The 17757-nt window shown below is 37.4% G+C and carries 13 protein-coding genes; 4 read left to right on the top strand and 9 right to left on the bottom strand.

The features are described from left to right. Positions 1 to 200 precede the first annotated feature (200 nt). Complete coding sequence (locus M2139_RS03000) at positions 201 to 1712, top strand: helix-turn-helix domain-containing protein (protein ID WP_280737455.1); 1512 nt, start codon at positions 201 to 203, stop codon at positions 1710 to 1712. Positions 1713 to 1764: 52 nt separating this feature from the next. Here the strand turns inward: M2139_RS03000 and ruvB are convergent, their stop codons facing one another. From ruvB to treR, 3 genes are all read right to left on the bottom strand, one after another. Next, a complete protein-coding gene (gene ruvB / locus M2139_RS03005) occupies positions 1765 to 2769 on the bottom strand; it encodes a Holliday junction branch migration DNA helicase RuvB (RefSeq protein WP_280737456.1) in 1005 nt (334 codons plus the stop codon). Between the two features lie 34 nt (positions 2770 to 2803). After that, positions 2804 to 3406: a Holliday junction branch migration protein RuvA gene (gene ruvA, locus M2139_RS03010; protein WP_280737457.1), complete on the bottom strand. Its 603-nt coding sequence runs from the start codon at positions 3404 to 3406 to the stop codon at positions 2804 to 2806. Between the two features lie 126 nt (positions 3407 to 3532). Further along, positions 3533 to 4246: a trehalose operon repressor gene (treR, locus tag M2139_RS03015; RefSeq protein ID WP_280737458.1), complete on the bottom strand. Its 714-nt coding sequence runs from the start codon at positions 4244 to 4246 to the stop codon at positions 3533 to 3535. A 168-nt stretch (positions 4247 to 4414) separates the two neighbouring features. Between treR and M2139_RS03020 the strand changes: the two genes are divergently transcribed. Together M2139_RS03020 and M2139_RS03025 are read left to right on the top strand one after the other, a co-directional pair. Then, a complete protein-coding gene (locus M2139_RS03020) occupies positions 4415 to 5248 on the top strand; it encodes a Cof-type HAD-IIB family hydrolase (RefSeq protein ID WP_280737459.1) in 834 nt (277 codons plus the stop codon). A 10-nt stretch (positions 5249 to 5258) separates the two neighbouring features. Further along, entirely contained in the window at positions 5259 to 6284 is a 1026-nt protein-coding gene (locus tag M2139_RS03025) for an ROK family protein (RefSeq protein ID WP_280737460.1), read from the top strand. A 57-nt stretch (positions 6285 to 6341) separates the two neighbouring features. On the opposite strand, the gene pgmB is transcribed toward M2139_RS03025, so the two are convergent. Together pgmB and M2139_RS03035 are read right to left on the bottom strand one after the other, a co-directional pair. Beyond that, on the bottom strand, positions 6342 to 6992 hold the full coding sequence (pgmB, locus tag M2139_RS03030; RefSeq protein ID WP_280737461.1) for a beta-phosphoglucomutase: 651 nt from the start codon (positions 6990 to 6992) through the stop codon (positions 6342 to 6344). A gap of 20 nt (positions 6993 to 7012) precedes the next feature. Beyond that, complete coding sequence (locus tag M2139_RS03035; protein WP_280737462.1) at positions 7013 to 9655, bottom strand: glycosyl hydrolase family 65 protein; 2643 nt, start codon at positions 9653 to 9655, stop codon at positions 7013 to 7015. Between the two features lie 317 nt (positions 9656 to 9972). Here M2139_RS03035 and treP point away from each other — a divergent pair, with 317 nt between their 5' ends. Further along, on the top strand, positions 9973 to 11937 hold the full coding sequence (gene treP / locus M2139_RS03040; RefSeq protein ID WP_280737463.1) for a PTS system trehalose-specific EIIBC component: 1965 nt from the start codon (positions 9973 to 9975) through the stop codon (positions 11935 to 11937). Positions 11938 to 11999: 62 nt separating this feature from the next. Here treP and M2139_RS03045 read toward each other — a convergent pair whose 3' ends face one another. The 4 genes from M2139_RS03045 to M2139_RS03060 all read right to left on the bottom strand — a co-directional run bounded on the left by M2139_RS03045 (position 12000) and on the right by M2139_RS03060 (position 17753). After that, positions 12000 to 12551: a Maf family protein gene (locus M2139_RS03045; RefSeq protein WP_280737464.1), complete on the bottom strand. Its 552-nt coding sequence runs from the start codon at positions 12549 to 12551 to the stop codon at positions 12000 to 12002. An 84-nt stretch (positions 12552 to 12635) separates the two neighbouring features. Continuing rightward, entirely contained in the window at positions 12636 to 14678 is a 2043-nt protein-coding gene (mutL, locus tag M2139_RS03050; protein ID WP_280737465.1) for a DNA mismatch repair endonuclease MutL, read from the bottom strand. Between the two features lie 38 nt (positions 14679 to 14716). After that, entirely contained in the window at positions 14717 to 17296 is a 2580-nt protein-coding gene (gene mutS, locus M2139_RS03055; RefSeq protein WP_280737466.1) for a DNA mismatch repair protein MutS, read from the bottom strand. A 97-nt stretch (positions 17297 to 17393) separates the two neighbouring features. Beyond that, entirely contained in the window at positions 17394 to 17753 is a 360-nt protein-coding gene (locus tag M2139_RS03060) for a YlbF family regulator (RefSeq protein ID WP_280737467.1), read from the bottom strand. Positions 17754 to 17757 lie beyond the last annotated feature (4 nt).

Consider the following 17757-nt stretch of genomic DNA (forward strand, 5'->3'; position numbering starts at 1 on the left):
TTTTTTGATACTTACACTTAGAAATAATTGGAATCCAATCATTTTCTGTATAATATTAAAAAAACAGAATCGTTGTGTTTACAAACCATAAAAATTACGTTAAAGTGAGTAAAAATATCCTAAATAAAAAATTCTCAGTTCGTTTCATCTGACATCTTTACAATTTTGAATTAAAATAAGAATGAATGGAGGGATAGCTTATGCTATATGAAGAAATAATGATGGATTCTCCAACTTTGCTGCGTTTTCGCATTTTTCGCTATTTGATGAAAATCAGTCAAGAAAATTTCCCGATAATACACCTTGCTGAAGATTTCAATTTAAACTACCAACAAGCTGTGATTGAATTAACTGCAATCGAAGCAGAATTAAAAGAAATGAAACCCAATCACGAAAATATCTTGATGGGTGCCGGCAAAGTTAACGCGTTACAGCTCGATTGTACTATAGATGAATATCGCTACTATTTACTGCAAAAAAGTGTACCTTTTCAATTCATTTTATATTTACTAAATGATGAAAAACCAAATGTTGTTGATTTTTGTGAAAAATATCAAGTCAGCCGTTCCACTGTTTCTCGCAAAATGGAAAATTTGAAAAACTATTTGCAACAGTATAATTTGCGTTTAACTTATACGAAAGCTAACTTGGTAGGTGATGAACGTTTAGTCAGGGTGATGCTGTTTAACTTGATTTGGCTAGGGACTCGCGGCTTAGAGTTGCCTTTAAAAGTCGATCAGAAACAAGTTAACGATTTGATTCATAAAGTTTCTGAATATTTCCCATTATCTTTAAGTTATTTTGGAAATATTGAACTTCACTATTTTGCGGCTTTATACTTAATCCGCATTAAACAAGGAAACTTTGTCAAATACGATAAACGCTACAATTTCTTAATGAAGAATAATTCTTATTATGATTTCAAGCGTACCAACTTAATTTCCGACGCTTTTGAATTAACTGCTAAACAGCAACAAGCGGAAAGCAGCTTTATCTTTTTCTTATCCCATTACGTACCTTTTTACACGATTAAAGATGAAACTTCTTTGCAACAAACACTTTATGATTTTTCAGTCAGACCGAACCCAATTTACAGCTTAAACACTGAATTTTTGAATTTCGCTAAAGAAGAATTATTCCGTAAACAACCACAAATTTTGGATAATCCTTTAATCTTAGGCAATCTGTTAAATATTGGTTTTACTTTATACGTAACGGAACAATCAATCCCGAATATTCAAACCTTAGTTACACCTGTTCATAAAAAAGAAAATTGGGAAATCATCTTAGAAGAAAAAATCGCCCAATTCTTTGCGGAAGCAGCGACTAAAAATCAATATTCCTTTGTCAAATATGTAAAAAATGACTTGGTAGAATCTTACAAAAACATCTTGCTACCTTACTTTAATAGCGTTGATTTTGCTAGTAATTTAAAAGTCGGCTTAGCACTAGAGCATAATTTTTTACTAGTTAATGATTTACATCAATTTTTAGATGATTTAAAATTTGTTGATAGCGAACTTTATCAACCTCGACGAAATTACGATTATGATTTAGTTATCAGCTCATCTCAAATTTTAAGCAAAACCGAACCGAAATTACCAATTTATTTACTAGACTATGCTGATGACGACAAGCTTTTAGCTTTGTATCAGTATTTACGCAAATTGTATAACCAAAAAAATCTCCACGAAACAATTGCTAACGCCTAAAAATTAAACAGACAGCTAATAGTGGCTCAAACCACTGCTAGCTGTCTATTTTTTAATCATTTAAAGGCGTTAAGCCGAAATGTTCGTAAGCAAAAGCGGTTACTACTCGACCTCTTGGCGTCCGTTTGATAAAGCCTTTTTGAATTAAATAAGGCTCATACATATCTTCCACCGTTTCTCGTTCTTCACCAATATTAACCGATAAAGTGCTTAAACCAACTGGCCCCCCGCGATAAAGTTCAATCATGGTTTTCAATAATTTTTGATCCACATAATCTAAACCAGCTTTATCCACTTGCAACAAAGTTAAGGCTTGATCAGCGATTTCCCGATTAATCACGCCATCTGCTTGAACTTGGGCAAAATCTCGCACTCGTTTCAATAAACGGTTGGCAATTCGCGGTGTCCCTCGCGAGCGACGGGCAATTTCAAAAGCACCGGTTTCCACGATTTCTGTTTGAAAAATATCCGCAGTTCGCAAAACAATATCTTTCAAATCTTGGTCGTCATAGTATTCCATATGACAAATAATCCCGAAACGATCTCTTAAAGGCGCTGACAGCATGCCTGCACGGGTGGTAGCGCCAATTAATGTAAATGGTGGCAGCGGAAAATGCACCGGATGAGCAGTGGTTCCTTGACCAACCATAATATCCACATAAAAATCTTCCATCGCCGAATAAAGCATTTCTTCTGCTACTCGTGGCAAACGATGGATTTCATCAATAAACAGCACATCGCCAGGCTCTAACTCATTCAAAATCGCTACTAAATCTCCCGGCCGTTCAATCGCCGGTCCACTGGTGGTGCGAATGTTAACCCCCATCTCGTTGGCAATCACCATCGCCATGGTGGTTTTCCCTAAGCCTGGTGGTCCGTAAAGCAAAACGTGATCCAACGACTCTTGGCGGCTTCGGGCGGCTTCAATATAAATACCTAATTCTTTTTTTACTTTATCTTGACCGATATATTGCCCTAAATATTGTGGGCGTAAAGATTTCTCTAACATTTCTTCTGTTTCAGTTGTTTCCGGCGAAACAATTCGTTCTTCTTCCATAAGACACCTCTTTTCCAAGCAAATGCAAGATCATTTATTTTTTCATCATCAATTTCAAAGCTTGACGTAAATATTCATCTGTTGATTGTTGTGGCAAATCAGTCAGTTCTTTTTTCACTCGTTTGATTTCTTTATCTCCATAACCTAAAGCCGATAGTGCCGCTAAAGCATCTGCCAAAGCAGAGTTTTCACCAGTTAATTCAGCTGCGGCTGTCAATAATGGCATATCGCCAACTAATTCCCCTAACTTACCTTTTAAATCCAACACCATTTGTTGAGCAGTTTTTTTACCCACTCCAGGGAATTTGGTTAAATAAGTAATTTGATCGGTTTCAATCGCTTTAATTAAGCCGCTATGATCGTCATTAGCCATAATTGCTAATGCACTTTTCGGACCGATACCAGAAACACTGATCAATTTTAAAAATAGTTGTTTTTCTTCTAAATTATTAAACCCATAAAGCAACTGGGCATCTTCTCGCACCACTTGATGGAGATAAATTTTCACTTCTTGATTGATTTTACTGCTATAACGATAAGGATTTCCCATCGCAATTTGATAACCAATACCCTGACATTCCAACACTAAATATAGCGGACTGACATAAGTTATGGTTCCAATTAGATATTCGTACATTTAATTTTCCTTTCAAAACTACAATTATGGACATACGTTCTTATTTTAGCACAAATTCCACTTAAAAAGAGCCACTCAGCATAAAAAAGTCATTTTAATCTTTAATAGATAAAATGACTTTGATAATTAGTTTTTTCTACGGCGAGCAAATTCAACAAATTGGAACTTATCTAAACGGTGAATGGATTCCGTATATTCAAAACAGCGGGTATCTTCCAAATGAACTAAACTGCGGACAATCACTACGTGAGTATCTTCTTTTAAATCCATTAACTCCCGCGTCTCTTCGCTGGCTTCTTCCACGGTAATCACTTTTTGAGCATAGGCGATATCCAAATTTAAATCTTGTTCAAAATACTCATAAATAGAATCTTGCGCTCGCTCTTTTGGTAAAGTCGGCACGACATCTTTTAATAAAAAGTCGCGGTCCAAAATCACAATTTCTTCATCAATTACTCGTTGACGAATCAGTTTCCACGCTTCCGTGCCTGCTTGCCAACCAGTAATATCCGCTAATTTTTTCGTTACTAAAACTTCCCCCAGCTCCACCACAATCGTTTGACTAGGAATATGTTGATTTTCTTGCAGCTCTTTATAGCTAGTTAAACCTGAAATTGGAAAATCAAAACGATTTAAATCTAACACAATTGAACCTTTACCTTGTTTTTTTTGAATATAGCCGGCATTGGTTAACAGCGTTAACGCTTTACGAATGGTTTCTCGCGAAACACCATAAATTTTAATCAGCTGATTTTCGCTAGGCAACAAGCTTTGTGGCTTATATTCCCCGGCAATAATTCGTTTTTCCAAATCCAGAAAAATTTCGTTGAATTTATTCATTTCGCTCCCCATTCTCCTTAATTTATCCTTTATTATAAAGGGAATTTCCTTGATTAGCAAATTCAATCAGTGCTCTCACGCTAATTTTCTCTTTACAAAAACAGCTGCTCTCTATATAATTAAGTTACTTAATTAATGTTTTTAACTAATAGCAAAGGATTTGATAAGATGTCAATTAAAGGAATTGTTTTAGATCTTGATGGAACTTTATTAAATGATGAAAAAAAGATTTCACAAAAAACGAAGGAAGCTTTAATTCAAGCCCAAAAAAACGGTATTAAAGTGATTTTAGCTTCTGGTCGTCCAACTACTGGGATGCTTCACTTAGCTGAGGAATTAGAGATGGCAAAATATGCTGGCTTAATCGTTTCCTACAACGGCGCCATGGTAACTGACTGCCAAACGCAAGAAATTCTTTTCAACCAAACCATGAGTGTTGAAACTTGTCAAAGCATTCTAGAACATTCGAAAAAATTCGATGTCATCCCTATGATTAACAAAGATGACTATATGTATGTAAACAATGTCTATAATAATATTTTACATTTAGAAACTGCCGACTTAAATATTATTCAATATGAATCTCGCGGTGGCAATTTCAAACTGTGTGAAATTGATGATTTAGCTGCTTTTACAACTTTCCCTCTAAATAAAATTTTAATTGCTGGTCAACCAGAATATTTACAAGCTGTTTATCAAGAAATTAGCGCACCATTTGCGGATGAAGTTTGCGGCGCCTTTTCTGCCCCTGTCTACTTTGAATTTACCGACAAAGGTATTGATAAAGCTAACGCCCTAGATACGATTTTACCAACACAAGGGATTTATCCCGAAAACTTAATTTCTTTCGGGGACGGCCACAATGACCAATCCATCATTCAATATGCTGGTATCGGTGTGGCGATGGGCAACGCCGTTGAAGAATTAAAAGCTTTAGCAGATGATATTACTTTAAGCAATTTAGAAGATGGCATCGCGGTAGCTTTAGCGAAATATTTGTAGGCAAGCTTTTATGGCTACCAAAAACGCTAAAAATATCATTCGCCAAAATAATCTTTTGCTAGTTCAGCAACAATTTTTTCAAGCTGGTAAATTATTTGCTTCTGATTTAGTCAAAAAAACCGGCATCAGCATGGTGACCATTCAATCTTTATTAAAAGAACTTTTAGAAAAACAAATTATTTTTGAAGGGGAAATTATTCAAAGAGAGATGGGGCGGCCGGCAGTTGCTTACCATTTTAATTACGAAAAAGAACAAAATCTACTGTTGTGTATTCGCGAAAAACAAGGTCAGTTAATCATCGAAAGTTTAGTGACTAATTTAGCTGGCAAAATTGCGGCTAAAGAAATCATTGATTTTTCGCAAATTAGTTTACCGCGCTTTTTAGAAATCACTCAACAACAATTGCAAGCAAATCCTCAAGTTCAGCAGATTGGCATATTTTTCCCTGGTAAAGTCGCTAATGATGTCGTTCAATCTAGCTGGTTTGAAAAATTTAACGGCTGGCATTTTCAAGCAGAAATTCAAAAAATTGCTAATATACCAGTTTTCGTTCAAAATGATGCTCATCTATTAACAATCGGCTATTGCCTTGCGGAAAAGCTTTCCCTGCAAGAAACTTATGTTGGCTTATATTATCCTTTGAAAAGTATGCCGGGAATCACTTTATTTGCCCACAATCAGCTAATTGAAGGCAATCTAGCTTTAGCTGGTGAAGCCAAATTTTTACCAGGCTTTATTAACCAGCTGTTACCGCAAACCGGCCAAGCATTAGCTACGCGCTTAGCGGAAATTATTCCTTTTTATAATGCTGCTATCGCTCCTAAGTGCTTTATTATCACCAGTCCAGTAGCGGAAAGTTTGTTATTAAAGGAAATTACCGAAAATCAAATTTTAGCGCAACAGCCAAATCGCCCGCTGATTGCTTTTGTTTCTGATTTTCAACGGTGTATGATTTTGGGCTTACATTGGCTGATTTATCGCGATACTCCTTATGATTTAGCCGAAGTTGGCTACCTGGAAAGTGTTGAAAGTTAAGTGATTACAAATAAAAAAGTTACCTTATCTAAATTTAGATAGGGTAACTTTTTTCAGCTATTTCGTAAGTAACTCATCAATATTCAGTTCATCTAAACGGCTAACCGTTTCATCAACTCCCGGCAAAGCTTCTGTTGTTACAATTCCCACTGCGTACATGCCAGCGTCTTTGATGCCGATAATTCCGGCTTGTGCATCTTCAAAACCAACCGCCTCTTGTGGTTGAATCCCTAAAATTTCTGCTGCTTTAATAAAAATCTCTGGATCTGGTTTCCCTTTTGTTAAGCTTTCAGGATCAACAATCCCTTTAAAATAGCCAGATACCCCTAATTTTTCTAAAATGAAAGGGGCATTTTTTGAAGCTGAAGCAATGGCGCAAGGAATATTTTTGGCTTGCGCCTTTTTCAAAAAACTAGCTACTCCTGGCAATAAATCTTCAGCACTTAAATCTTGTAATAACTCAACATACATTTGATTTTTTTCAGTTGCTAATTTTTCTTTTTCTGTCAAAGTGTATTCCGTCGCTTTTCCTCCATGAACTAAAATTCGTTCTAAAGAATCCATGCGGCTGATGCCTTTGAGTTGTTCATTAAACACCAAATCAATCTCAATCCCTAATTCAGCTGCCGTTTTTTCCCAAGCTAGATAATGAAATTTAGCGGTATCGGTAATCACACCATCTAAATCAAAAATAAACCCTTTTTTCATATGCCTTCAATTCTCCCTTATCATTTTAAAGTGATTGTTTGCCAAGTATCAGCAAGCAATTCAAATTCTTCTTCCATTACAAAAATCTTACTATCTTGGTTAGCCTTAATTTTAAAAGCCTCTTTAGTTAAAGCTACTTGATAGTCAACACCATTTCTGACAAATTTAAAAGTTAATCCTTGCCACTGTTCGGGTAAATTAGGGCGGAAATGCAGTTCTTTTTGGCGAATATCTAACCCGCCATAAGTAGTTAAGGTAATGTATAAAGTGGCCGCCATCACGCCCGCGTGAATCCCTTCTGCCGTAGTCCCACCTTGAATATCTTGATAATCAGAATATAAAGCTTCTTGATATAATTGCCAAGAAAGCTCTTTATTATTGACCATCGTCGCTAATTGTCCATGAACCACACGAGATAATGTTGAACCATGGGAAGTTCGCGCTAAATAATAATCTAAATTTTTCTCTAAATAATCGGTTGGTAATTGGTAGCCTAAATCTTTTAAAATGCGGTCAATTCGTTGTTTATCAAAATTGTAAAAAATCATCAAGCTATCAGCTTGTTTTGTCACTTGATAAGCATCAGCAGTTTCCCCTTCGGCTCTCAACAAACGATCCATCCGATAAACATCACCATATTTTTCACGATAATAATCCCAATCGACTTCTTTTAAATCAAGATATCCTTCGTATTGAGCGATAATTCCTTCTTGATTAATTTCTAAATGCAATTGATGCATCATTTGATTCATTTTAGCGATTAATTCTGTAGTAAAATTCGTTTTCTCTTGAACATTTGTTAATACTTGCGGTGTTAGCTCAGTCAATAATTTTTGTAACTCTTCAAATAACCAGACAACCATCATGTTTGTGTAGGCATTATCCTTTAAGCCGCCTTTTTCAGCATAAGGATACGCTTCATGAAATTCATCAGGACCCATCACGCCAGCAATTGAATAACGATGTGTGTTTTCATCATAAGTAGCAATACTCAACCAGAATTTAGCAATCTCTAACAACAATTCTAAACCATAAGCTTCCATAAACGCTAAATCATGGGTATTTTCAAAATACAACCAAACATTATAGGCAATCGCTAAGGAAACATGCCGTTGTAAACGACTATGATCTTCATCCCACTCGCCGTTTATCGGGTTTAAATGCAACGCCTGTGATTGCTCGCTACCATCCACGCCGGATTGCCACGGGAACATCGCGCCTTCAAAACCAATTTCTTTTGCCGCACTTTTAGCAGCTGCTAAACGCTGATAGCGATACATCAACAAAGCTTTAGCAGTTTCAGGAAAATGCAAAATATAGAAAGGTAAAATAAATAATTCATCCCAAAAAATATGTCCCCGATAAGCTTCTCCGTGCAAACCTCGTGCCGTGGTAGAAGCATCTAAATCGCCAGCCGCTAAAGGTGAACCTGAAACTAACAAGTGATACGTATGCAAATTCAACATTTTTTGTGACATGCTATCACCAGCCACTTGAATCTGGACCGTTTGCCATAATTTTTGCCACTCAACGACGGACGCTTGCAGCATTGTTGCAAAATCATTTAACTCAGCTACGCCGCTAATTGCAGCTGCTTCAAGTTCATCAGTCACTAAATCGATAAAAACTAGTTTTTCAACTTTGACAGGTTGATTAGGCGTCACAAAAGCCCGTGCCCTTTGAATAACTTTTGTAGCAGTCACTTGATTTTCCCACTGTAAAGCTTGTGAACTTAACAATTTGCTTTCTTGAATAATTTGCATTTGTGATTGTTTTGTTTTAGCAACTAAGCGGGCTTGATTTTTATTTGCTATCGTCTCTTCAATCGTTAGATGCTGGCTATTTAAGCTACGATAACGGGCAACATTATAATTATAAACTTCCCCATCAGCTTCAGAAATAATTTCAATTTCTCCTTGGAAATTTAGTGGCGTGATTTGATAAGTTAAGCCATATTGATGACGATTAGCCATGCTGACAAACTTTTCCGTAGTAATCAACATTTCTTTACCAGTTGCTGTTGCTAAAATTCCTTCGCTAGTTAAAAGACCAGTTTTTGTATTTAATGATCTACTCAATTCTTTGACTTGTTCTTTAGCAAAGGTAATTTTTTCACCATCAACAACTACTGTTAAATATTGTAAATTAGGAGCATTCACAAAATCTTCATTAGTAATCGCTTGTCCCTCAACCTCAGAAACAGCTTCGTTATATAAACCTGCCAAATAAGTCGCTGGATAGCAGTCATCACTAATCATCATTTCTGGCGTCGTTCCCCGTAAGCCAATAAAACCATTACCGGTTGTTAACAACGACTCCACTGAATATTCATCTTTACTAGCTGCATAGCCATAATAATCAAAAGTCCAGCTATTTTTCTCAGCTGCTTCAAAAAAAGTCGCTTCAGCAAAATCAGCGTTTTCCGTGATTACTAAAGGTAAATTTAGTTTTTCGGAAAAAGTTTTTGCTACTTGTTTAAAACTAGTTTGTAATTTTTCTTGACTATCTGTAGCTAAAATCGCTAGGATACCAGCATAATTTTCTTCAGTTGTTTGTAATTTTTCGATAACCTCACCCACTTGATCCTCTTGAAAACTGAAATTTTCCCTTTCACTTACTAGCAAAAATCTTCCCGCTTCTTTTGATAATTTAATTAAATTCATCAGCTTACTCCTTCGGCTTTTTTAATAGATTAAAAACTTGTCTATACACGTCACCGTAATTATAATTTATCTGCTTACTTTTTTCAACTGATATTTCTCACAAACACATCTTTGCTAATAACTTCAACAATCTTCTATAAGTTGAAGCTAAAAATCTCATCAGCAAGGTCGACACCAAGAAAAATCTTCCTAACGGAAAAATAAAAAATTTTTCTTTTTGACCATATGAAACGCTTGCAAAAAATAAAAAATGATGGTATGATATTGGCGAAGTTAAAAACTTGTGTATACAAGTAAAACAGAAAGGGGTTTCACCTATGGGAAAATATCAAGCAGATGCTGAAAAGCTGCTAAAGGAAATTGGAGGCAAAGATAACATCGCCGCCGTTTCTCATTGTGCAACAAGAATGCGTTTCGTATTAAACGATCCGACAAAAGCCAATGAAGCAGCTATCGAGGATATCGACAGTGTTAAAGGGATGTTTACAAATGCCGGTCAGTTTCAAGTTATTATTGGTAATGATGTGTCACTTTTCTACAATGATTTTACAGCTGTTTCAGGAATCGAAGGCGTTTCAAAAGAACAAGGGAAGGCAGCAGCTAAACAAAATTTAAATCTGTTGCAACGTGTAATTGGCGTTTTAGCCGAAATTTTCACTCCAATTATTCCAGCAATTATTGTCGGTGGGTTAATTTTAGGTTTCCGTAATGTTTTAGAAGGAATTCAATTTGGCTTTTTAGGCGGCCAAACAATTGTTGAATCTTCAGTATTTTGGAGCGGCGTTAACCATTTCTTATGGCTACCAGGGGAAGCGATTTTCCATTTCTTACCGGTAGGTATTACGTGGAGTATTTCTAAAAAGATGGGCACCACGCAAATTCTCGGCATTATTCTTGGTATTACTTTAGTTTCACCGCAATTATTAAATGCTTATGCCGTGGCTGGAGCAACAGAAATTCCTCAATGGGATTTTGGTTTTGCGCAAATTGATATGATTGGTTATCAAGCACAAGTTATCCCTGCTATGTTAGCTGGTTTCTTGTTAGCTTATTTGGAAATTTTCTTTAGGAAACATATTCCCCAAGCGATTTCAATGATTTTTGTACCACTATTCTCTTTAGTACCAACAATTTTTGCCGCTCATGTGATTTTAGGCCCGATTGGTTGGGCAATCGGTAATTGGATTTCTGGAATTGTTAATGGTGGGTTAACATCATCATTAAGCTGGTTATTTGGCGCTGTCTTTGGCTTCTTATATTCTCCACTAGTTATTACCGGTCTGCATCATATGACCAACGCTATTGACACTCAGTTAATCGCTGACTTTGGTTCAACAAATCTTTGGCCAATGATTGCTTTAGCAAATATCGCTCAAGGTTCGGCGGTTTTAGCTGTTATCTTCTTGCATAAAGGTAACGAAAAAGAAGAGCAAGTTTCAATCCCAGCAACTATTTCATGTTATTTGGGAGTTACTGAACCTGCGATGTTCGGGATCAACTTGAAATATATCTATCCATTCGTAGCTGCAATGGTAGGTTCAGGATTAGCAAGTATGTTTTCAACTCTGATGGGGGTTCGTTCAAATGCAATTGGTGTCGGCGGTTTACCAGGAATTTTAGCCATTCGACCAAAAGATATGCCAGCCTTTGCGGTTGCCATGTTAATTGCGATTGTCGTACCATTTATCTTCACAATTATTTTCAGACGGGTCGCTGCTTTAAATAAAATTGATCCTATCGGTAATTTATCCGTGGCTCCCGTTGGTGAAGCACCTACTAATAATTTCACAGTTGAAATGCCAGCGGAAGTAAATGAAGTTGCAACAACTGAAATGTTATTCGCTGTCGCTGACGGTGTTGTTTTACCAATCACCGAAGTTGCCGATCCAGTGTTCTCTCAAAAAATGATGGGTGACGGTTTTGCAGTTCAACCAAGTGCTGATGAAGTTTATGCGCCAGTTAACGGTGTCATTACCACCATTTTTGAAACGCAACACGCAATTGGCATTCAAACACCCGCCGGCTTAGAAATTTTAGTTCATATGGGCTTAGATACTGTTGAATTAAAAGGCGCACCTTTTACGGTAAAAGTTAATGTCGGTGAACAAGTAACCCCAGATACTTTGTTAGCAAAAATGAATCGCGCTGCGATTATTGAGGCTGGCAAAGCAACTGACATTATTGTCGCTTTAACAAATAGTGACCGGGTAGAAAATTTAACTTTAACTAAAACGGGCGCTGTTCAAGCAAAAGAAAATATCGCTGAAGCTTTAATTAAATAAATCAAGTAAAACAAAAACGAGTAAAATCTTTCATTCGCGAAAGATTTTACTCGTTTTTCATTTTAAAATTGCTTTAACATCTGATTTACTTTACCAATTGGAAAGCCAACAATACTGTAATAATCGCCATGAATTTCTTTTACAAAAACGCTGGCTTGCTCTTGAATTCCATAGGCGCCAGCTTTATCCGCGTATTTACCAGTTGCTAGATAAGCATTAATTTCTGCTGTCGTTAAAGGATAAAAAGTGACTTCCGCTGAGGACAAAGTAGCTTCTTTATGCGCTCCCTTTTGCAAAACAACTGCGGTATAAACCGTATGGGTTGCATCGCTCATCCCCTGCAACATTTGAAAAGCATCGACTTCGGAAACCGGCTTACCTAAAATTTTATCTTGATGAACAACAATTGTATCGCTAGCAATCACTAATGCTTCTGGATGAGTTTCACTAACAACCGCAGCTTTTTCCGCTGCCATTTTTTCTACATAAGCAACTGGCGTTATGCCAGCCGGAACAGTTTCATCAATATCAGCTGGCATGACTGTAAATTCCGGTACCAAGCGAGCTAATAGTTCTTTTCTTCGGGGTGATTGCGAAGCTAAAATAATTTCCATTTTTATTCTTCCTAACTAAAATTTAAGATACAGATTTTTATGCATTTTACTCACCAGCAGAACAACGGCAAGTGCTTTTTTTAATCAATGTGGGTCTTGGATGCGTTTAAACATGCGTTCCATGTCGCCGTTGGTGAAATGAATCAAAACAGGGCGACCATGGGGACAGTTGTAAGGATTTTGGCATTTAGCTAAATCAGCTAATAAAACTCTGGCTTGGGCGTCATTTAAATGATGATTGGCTTTAATCGAACGTTTACAACTCATCATAATGGCGGTGGCTTCTCGGAATTTTTTCACGCTGACACTGCCGGTTAATAAAAGCATGTCAATCATTTCCCGAATAATTCGTTCTTCTTCGCCAGATGGATACCAAGTCGGATGGCTGCGAACAATAAAGCTATTTTGTCCAAATTCCTCCAAATTAATACCAACTTCTGCTAAAAGTTCTGTTTGTTCCTTCAACTTCAAGGCATCGCTATTAGGATAATCTAAAACTATCGGTAACAGTAATTCTTGCAAATCATCGCCAACATCAGCGATTTTTTCACGATAATATTCATATTTAATTCGTTCTTGAGCTGCGTGTTGGTCAATGATATACAAACCTGCTTGGCTTTGCGCAAATAAATAAGTTCCGTGCATCTGTCCGAAATACTCCAGCAGCGGAAACGCCGCCACGGGTTCTTCCTTAGCTAAACGATTTAAAGTCTGCTCTAATAAATATGAATTTTTTTTCGAAGTAAAATCAAACTCAGTATGTTCGGCAACAGCTAGCCCTGGTTCACTTGGAGCGGTTGGTGGTGTAACTTCGGTTTCCACCACCCGCTCTTCCTCATTACTAACTACTGGAGCTGTTTCTGGTTCAACAACTGCTTTAGTTGGATTTTCTGCCGTTTCAAAGGCAGGTAACTCCTCTGCCACTTGTAAAGGGGCAGCTTTTGCAGGTATTTCGTTCTGCTCTACCACTGGTTTCACAAAGAAATTGCCAGTTTGCGGATCAAAGCCTAAACTTCCTGGCTTTTTAGTTGGGGTTATATCAGTTGAAGTGGTTAACTCCATTTCGATTTGCTCAACTTTAGGTTGGTCAGCGACTTTTTTCTTAAAACGTAAATTATCAGCCGCACTAGGAATCAAAGTTTCTTTTTGCAACGCTTCCCGAATGCTTTCACTAATTAAAATCATTAATTCTTTTTCTTTAGATAAACGAACTTCTTGTTTAGTTGGATGAACATTTACATCGACTAACAAGGGGTCCATTTTGATTTCAATTACTGCAATCGGATAACGCCCCACCATTAATTTAGAGCCATAACCATTAACAATCGCTTTGTTTAAGGCAAAATTTTTAATATAGCGGCCGTTAATAATCGTTGATAAATAATTGCGTCCGGCGCGAGTAACTTCAGGTAAAGAAACAAAACCGCTAATTTCAAAATCTAAATCTTTAGCGGAAATAGGCAACATTTTTTTGGCGGTAGCCATTCCGTAAATCCCTGCCAGCGCCTGTTTTAAATCACCATTGCCGGTAGTCGTTAACATTTTATTGCCTTCATGAACTAAACGAAAGGCGATTTGCGGGTGGCTTAATGCCAGGCGATTAACAATATCTCCCACATTAGCTAATTCAGTTTGTAAAGTTTTAACGTATTTTAGGCGGGCAGGCGTATTAAAGAAGAGATTACTAACGGTAATCTTTGTGCCTTGTCGTAAAGGTGCGGGCTGATGCACCAAGATTTCACCGCCTTTTAACTTCAAAAAAGAACCTTCTTTGCCGGTCGCCGTTGCGGTTTCTATTTCCAACTCAGAAACTGAAGCAATACTCGGTAAAGCTTCCCCTCTAAAACCTAAGGTTCGAATCCGAAATAAATCATCACGGTTATGAATTTTACTTGTGGCATGCCGTTTAAAAGCATTTTCCACGTCATCATCTGCAATACCTTCCCCGTTATCAGTAATTTGAATGCGGCGTAAACCAGCTTCCTCTAAAATAATATCAATCTGTGTCGCACCAGCATCAATCGCATTTTCCACCAATTCCTTAACTACTGAAGCTGGCCGTTCTACCACTTCCCCAGCCGCAATTTGATTGGCTAAACGTTCTGAAAGCTCTTGAATTTTCCCCATTGTGCCACCACCATTCTTTTCTTCAATCAGTTAGCTCTTTAAAGCTGTTTTTGTAATTCATATAATTTATTCAAAGCATCCATTGGCGTCATTTCTAATAAATTCAAATGCCGTAAAGCAGCAACGACTGCTTGTTCTTCCGTAGAAGTTTCATTAAATAAAGACAACTGTTGCGGTTCATCAGCGTTTTGACTGAGAGCAGGTGCTGACTGTGTCAAATCAACATTAGCTCCTTCAGCTTCCAAGCTGGCTAAAATCGTTGCCGCTCTTTCCAACAGTGCTTGGGGCATACCGGCAATTTTAGCCACATGAATCCCGTAACTTTTATCAGCAGGACCTTCCATCATTTTATGCAAGAAAACTACTTCACCGTCTTTTTCAACCGCTCCTACATGAACATTTTTCAAGGCTGGTAATTGTTGATCTAAAACAGTCAATTCATGATAATGAGTTGAAAACAAGGTTTTCGCTTTTACATTACTATGAATATATTCAATAATTGCTTGCGCTAAAGCCATGCCATCATAAGTTGCTGTCCCCCGACCTAATTCATCAAATAAAATCAAACTGTTCGGCGTTGCATAACGCAAGGCTTGATTGGCTTCCATCATTTCAACCATAAAGGTACTTTGCCCAGCAATTAAATCATCACTGGCACCAATCCGCGTGAAAATCCGATCAAAAATCGGCAATTCCGCTGATTCTGCCGGTACAAAACAACCAATTTGCGCCATAATGACGGTTAACGCCAATTGCCGCATATAAGTACTCTTACCTGACATATTCGGTCCGGTAATTAATAAAATCATTTCATCCGGGTGCATTTCAACACTATTCGGAATATATTCTTGATGACCTAAAACTTTTTCCACCACGGGATGGCGGCCTTCTTTAATGGTAATCTCTTGGCGATTAGCCACTAAATTAGGGCGCACATATTGATAGCGTTCGCTGACGGTTGCAAAACTTTGCAAAACATCTACACTACTAATTAATTTAGCCAATTTTTGTAGACGTTGAATGGCTTTTTTAACTTCTTCTCGAATCGCTAAAAAGATTTGATACTCCAAATCTACTGATTTTTCTTCAGCTTCTAAAATTAACGTTTCCAAGCGTTTCAATTCTGGCGTAATAAAGCGTTCCGCATTTGCCAATGTCTGCTTGCGATCATATTTTCCTTCTGGCAAATTAGCTAAATTGGATTTGGTAATTTCGATATAATAACCGAATACCCGGTTAAAGCCGACTTTTAAATTTTTAATGCCGGTTTCAGATCGTTCTTTGGCTTCCAGTTCGGCTAACCAGCTTTTACCATTGCGCATGGCTTCCCGATATTCATCTAATTGCTCATTAAAACCATCTTTAATAATATTGCCTTCCGTGATTTGTAAAGGTGCTTCATCGTTAATCGCATCTTCGATCAATTGCACCAAATCTTCCATCGGCTCTAAATCAACCAATAACGGATCCCAAACACCCGCTTGATTAATCCCTTCAATCAAGCTGCGAATTTGCGGCACTTGTTGTAAAGAATTTTTCAGTTGTAATAAATCACGACCATTGACGCTCCCGAAAGCCACTCGGCCAGCTAAACGTTCCAAATCATAAACTTTCGTCAAAGCTTGTTGTAAATCGCTACGCTCAAAGAAAGCTTCCACTAAAGCAGCCACTTGCTCTTGACGACTGTGAATTTGCGCTTCTTGAATTAAGGGGCGATCTAACCACTGTTTTAATAAACGGCCACCCATCGCGGTTTTCGTTTCATCTAACAACCATAATAAGGTTCCTTGTTTTTTGCCCGTTCGAATGGATTTACTTAATTCCAAATTGAACTTAGAATAGTAATCCATTTTTAAATAGTGATCTGGTTGGTATTCGCTAGCTTTTTGAATATGGGATAAGCTACGTTTTTGCGTTTCTGATAAATAAGTTAATAGCTTTCCCGTTGCTTCTTTTTGCAAGTCATTGGTTAAATCACTGGTTAAAAAGCTAAACTCGGCATTTTCACTGATGGTTTCTTGTTTAGAGAAAACTAAATTTAAGCGACTGCTTAAAGCTTGTTGTAATTTATCAGAAATAGCCGTGCCTAACACGATTTCTTTCGTTTGCAAAGCGGTAGCTTCATTCATGACACTTTCTTCATCTGCTAAGAAAGCCGTATGCAACTCACCTGTTGATAAATCCACATAAGCAAAACCAAAACCGTTAGTCCCCGCTGCAATACTCGTCAAAAAATTATTTTCTTTCGCGGCTAAACCTTTGCTATCCATCACTGTTCCCGGGGTAATTAATTGAACAACTTCACGTTTCACCATGCCTTTAGTAGCTTTGGCATCTTCCATTTGCTCACAAACGGCAACTTTATAACCTTTTTCTACTAAAGTATCAATGTAACCCGCCGCCGCATGATAAGGCACACCACACATGGGAATCGGATCATCCGCATTCCGATTACGACTAGTTAAAGTTAGCTCTAAAATTTGCGAAGCCTGCTCCGCATCTTCATAGAACATTTCATAAAAATCTCCTAAACGATAGAACAAAAAAGCATCCTGGTATTGTGCCTTGATGCTTAAATATTGTTCCATCATGGGGGTTTGTTTCGTTTTTTGAGGCATCAGTTTACTCCCTATTATTTTTTCATTCCAGCAGATAAATGTCTGAAAGCTTAATTTCTAACAGCTGTTAACCATAGAAATCAAGCTTTTAGGCGATTTAATTGTCTGTTAATTGTTCATTCATCTCTTGCTGAATGCGTTTGGTTAAATATTGAATTAAATCATTGGCTTCAAGCAATCGTTCCCGATAAGCCACCACTAAAGGATGATTATCAAATTCCGCAGTCAGCCGGTCAGCTTCCGCTAAAGCTTGCTTTTGCGCAGCTGGTTTTTCATAATAATCAAAACTAACCGCTGCTTTTTGAGCAGCTTTAATTTCCGCGGTTAACTCAGTTAATCTTTGATTTTCTGCCACCCGTTGTTCGATTTCTCGAAACTGGTGGATTATTTGATTTTTTTCAAGTTCTTGATTTAATTTCTTCAAAGCCGCTTCAACGGCTGGTTCTTCTGCTAACATAACA

It is taken from the genome of Enterococcus sp. PF1-24, from assembly GCF_029893325.1.
In the GTDB taxonomy this organism is placed as follows: domain Bacteria; phylum Bacillota; class Bacilli; order Lactobacillales; family Enterococcaceae; genus HY326.

Bases quoted from the DNA above. Each gene is read 5' to 3' on its own strand.
- M2139_RS03000 (WP_280737455.1), top strand. From the start codon at position 201: ATGCTATATGAAGAAATAATGATGGATTCTCCAACTTTGCTGCGTTTT.
- ruvB (WP_280737456.1), bottom strand. From the start codon at position 2,769: ATGGAAGAAGAACGAATTGTTTCGCCGGAAACAACTGAAACAGAAGAA.
- ruvA (WP_280737457.1), bottom strand. From the start codon at position 3,406: ATGTACGAATATCTAATTGGAACCATAACTTATGTCAGTCCGCTATAT.
- treR (WP_280737458.1), bottom strand. From the start codon at position 4,246: ATGAATAAATTCAACGAAATTTTTCTGGATTTGGAAAAACGAATTATT.
- M2139_RS03020 (WP_280737459.1), top strand. From the start codon at position 4,415: ATGTCAATTAAAGGAATTGTTTTAGATCTTGATGGAACTTTATTAAAT.
- M2139_RS03025 (WP_280737460.1), top strand. From the start codon at position 5,259: ATGGCTACCAAAAACGCTAAAAATATCATTCGCCAAAATAATCTTTTG.
- pgmB (WP_280737461.1), bottom strand. From the start codon at position 6,992: ATGAAAAAAGGGTTTATTTTTGATTTAGATGGTGTGATTACCGATACC.
- M2139_RS03035 (WP_280737462.1), bottom strand. From the start codon at position 9,655: ATGAATTTAATTAAATTATCAAAAGAAGCGGGAAGATTTTTGCTAGTA.
- treP (WP_280737463.1), top strand. From the start codon at position 9,973: ATGGGAAAATATCAAGCAGATGCTGAAAAGCTGCTAAAGGAAATTGGA.
- M2139_RS03045 (WP_280737464.1), bottom strand. From the start codon at position 12,551: ATGGAAATTATTTTAGCTTCGCAATCACCCCGAAGAAAAGAACTATTA.
- mutL (WP_280737465.1), bottom strand. From the start codon at position 14,678: ATGGGGAAAATTCAAGAGCTTTCAGAACGTTTAGCCAATCAAATTGCG.
- mutS (WP_280737466.1), bottom strand. From the start codon at position 17,296: ATGCCTCAAAAAACGAAACAAACCCCCATGATGGAACAATATTTAAGC.
- M2139_RS03060 (WP_280737467.1), bottom strand. From the start codon at position 17,753: ATGTTAGCAGAAGAACCAGCCGTTGAAGCGGCTTTGAAGAAATTAAAT.